3 protein-coding genes are annotated in these 2,266 nt (G+C 54.1%); all 3 read left to right on the top strand.

The window, feature by feature from the left end; translation table 11 throughout:
- Positions 1 to 845 precede the first annotated feature (845 nt).
- Positions 846 to 1,031 carry a recombinase family protein gene (locus QP909_RS11625; protein ID WP_284767317.1) on the top strand — a complete coding sequence of 62 codons (186 nt, stop codon included), beginning with the start codon at positions 846 to 848 and terminating at the stop codon, positions 1,029 to 1,031.
- Between the two features lie 242 nt (positions 1,032 to 1,273).
- Positions 1,274 to 1,963, top strand: coding sequence for an alpha-ketoglutarate-dependent dioxygenase AlkB family protein (locus QP909_RS11620; RefSeq protein WP_284767316.1), 690 nt, complete (start codon positions 1,274 to 1,276; stop codon positions 1,961 to 1,963).
- A 38-nt stretch (positions 1,964 to 2,001) separates the two neighbouring features.
- A complete protein-coding gene (locus QP909_RS11615; RefSeq protein ID WP_284767315.1) occupies positions 2,002 to 2,205 on the top strand; it encodes an NADPH-dependent FMN reductase in 204 nt (67 codons plus the stop codon).
- Positions 2,206 to 2,266 lie beyond the last annotated feature (61 nt).

Below are 2,266 nucleotides of genomic sequence, written 5' to 3'. Positions count from 1 at the left end.
CGCCCTTTGCCGGAGTTGAGGTTGGCTTATGAAGAACTTCTCAAATCAGCTTGACACAACATAGGAGCATCACCCTCCGAGGGAAGGATCTCCGCCCCCTTCAGAGATTCCAAACGAACGTTGCTGACTGGAATGCCAAGAACTGAAATCCGAAGGATTTCATCATTCAGCAACACCCCGACATTAAAGAAAATTGCCAGAGACACTAAAAGACCGCATGCGATAAAGGCGGTTTGATCTCTTCTGGTCAAGAAGTAGACACACAATAAGAGTACTGCGAAGATAAGTACAATCCGACTAAAATTATATCCAAATACTCTTGATCGATAACTTGAACCAGTCATGAATATCACTCAACTTCCTTCCAACTATCTTCATGGGTAGTAAGGCGAAAATCACCACTGTGAGCATCGTGAGGGAGAATGAGGTAATTCCCATGAATAAAGCAATTCCCCCGTGCAAAAATACAGCTGCCAAGATCGCCGTAGATTTCCATCTGTCGGATGCGAAAGTAGCTGCATCTATGTACACCCTAAGCGAACAGTTTAGGAATTACATCCATCGTGTTTAACCCACTGTTCGCTAGGGTGGGTTCGTGGATAATGAAATAGAACCGTCACTACCTCTAGACATTCCCGAACAATCCGAGGTAAATACGGGGCAGAAAATCGGCAACGCGCGTGTTAGTTCCAAAGATCAGAATCTCGACCAACAGTTGACGGCCTTGAAGAAGGAAAAGTCTTCCGCATCTTTACCGACATCGCCAGCGGCTCGTCTCCGCACCGGCCAAGGCTAGACGGAGCATTGAACTATCTGCGTACCGGCGGCCACTCATCGTAGTCAGCATGGGCAGACTTGCCCGCTCGCTTATCGACTTACACCGACTGGTCGATGAATTTACCGAACGCGGAGTGTCCGTGAAGTTCCTCAAAGTGAGGGGGTACTGGTTGCCGTCGTGCTCTGCTATTAGCTCTGGTGACTCGTTCTCAATCTGGTTGTCGTGTCGTTATCCGCGCCCTGATAGCCGGTAGAAGCCTCCTTGTCTAGCTCTCGAGGCTGGCGAGGAAGTCGAGGTAGTTGTGTTCCTACGGGCCATGTGGGGTGGTGGCCCGGGGCACTTCAATAAGCCATTTCGGAACCAGATAAACCAGACGGTGAAACTCCGCGTGAGGCGCCCTAGGCATGGGCCTATTAGTCTTGAACGGATTCTGATCCTTGGCGCAAATGATAGGTCATGGTCGATTTATCGGGTCGTTGGGTTTAGGGTGAGGTCATGCTTTTTGATTCGCTGCCGCGGCCGAGCGTGCGTGTGGCTCCGGGGGTGGGGCATGTGCCGGGATGGGTGGGCGTCGATAAGCAGAAGGCCTTGGTAGAAGAGATGCGCGGCATTGCGCGCGAGTATGCGGGTACGCCGATGGCGATGGTGCGGCCGCGGTTGAAATCCGGCGGGCAAATGAGCGTTTTTCAGCTGCATCTGGGCCGGTATTGGCATTATCCCAGCTATCGGTACGTGGACAATATGGACGGCACGCGGGTTCCGCCGGTGCCGGAGAGCCTGCGGCGGATTGCTCCGGGGGCACTGCGCGCCGCGGCGGAGGTAGCGCCTGAGCTAGAGCCATGGGTGGAGAACTTCGTGCCGGAGATGGCGCTAGTTAATTACTATCCGCCGGGCTCGGCCATGGGCATGCACGTGGATGATTCGGAGGAGTCACCCGCCCCGGTGATTTCGCTATCCATTGGGGGTGAGGCGCTTTTCCGCATGGGCCATACCGAATCGCGCACGCGGCCGTGGGATGAGATCACGCTGTGCTCTGGGGATTTGGTGGTCTTTGGTGGGCCAAAGCGCTTTGCCTACCACGGGGTGGTGCGCGTTAATGACGGCACATTGCCGGAGGGGTGCGGGTTGAGTGAGGGACGTATCAACATCACCATCAGACAAGTATCTGCACGGGCGGTAAGCTAGGGATGTTACATAAAGCTTGAAGGAAAGAAGGTTCTCTTATGTCTCGTATCGGCATCATCATCGGCACTACCCGCGATAACTCGGTCGGCAAGGTAGTAGGTGAGTGGCTTTATGATCTTGCCCAGGGGCGCCAGGATGGGGTGGAGTACACCCTGCTGGACCTCAAGGAGTTTGATGTTCCACTGCTGACCACTGAAGTAATTCCTGCCACCGCCAATAAGCAGTATGGTTGCGTCCCCTAACGTGGTGTATCTGTAGCCCGCGGTAAGTCTTGTGCCGGTGTGCATGAAGGCGACCATCGCG

Origin of the sequence: Corynebacterium sp. MSK195 (genome assembly GCF_030228885.1) — a bacterium.
Classification (GTDB): Bacteria; Actinomycetota; Actinomycetes; order Mycobacteriales; family Mycobacteriaceae; genus Corynebacterium.
This window is presented reverse-complemented; position numbering and strand designations above follow the sequence as displayed.

Bases quoted from the DNA above. Each gene is read 5' to 3' on its own strand.
- QP909_RS11625 (WP_284767317.1), top strand. From the start codon at position 846: ATGGGCAGACTTGCCCGCTCGCTTATCGACTTACACCGACTGGTCGAT.
- QP909_RS11620 (WP_284767316.1), top strand. From the start codon at position 1,274: ATGCTTTTTGATTCGCTGCCGCGGCCGAGCGTGCGTGTGGCTCCGGGG.
- QP909_RS11615 (WP_284767315.1), top strand. From the start codon at position 2,002: ATGTCTCGTATCGGCATCATCATCGGCACTACCCGCGATAACTCGGTC.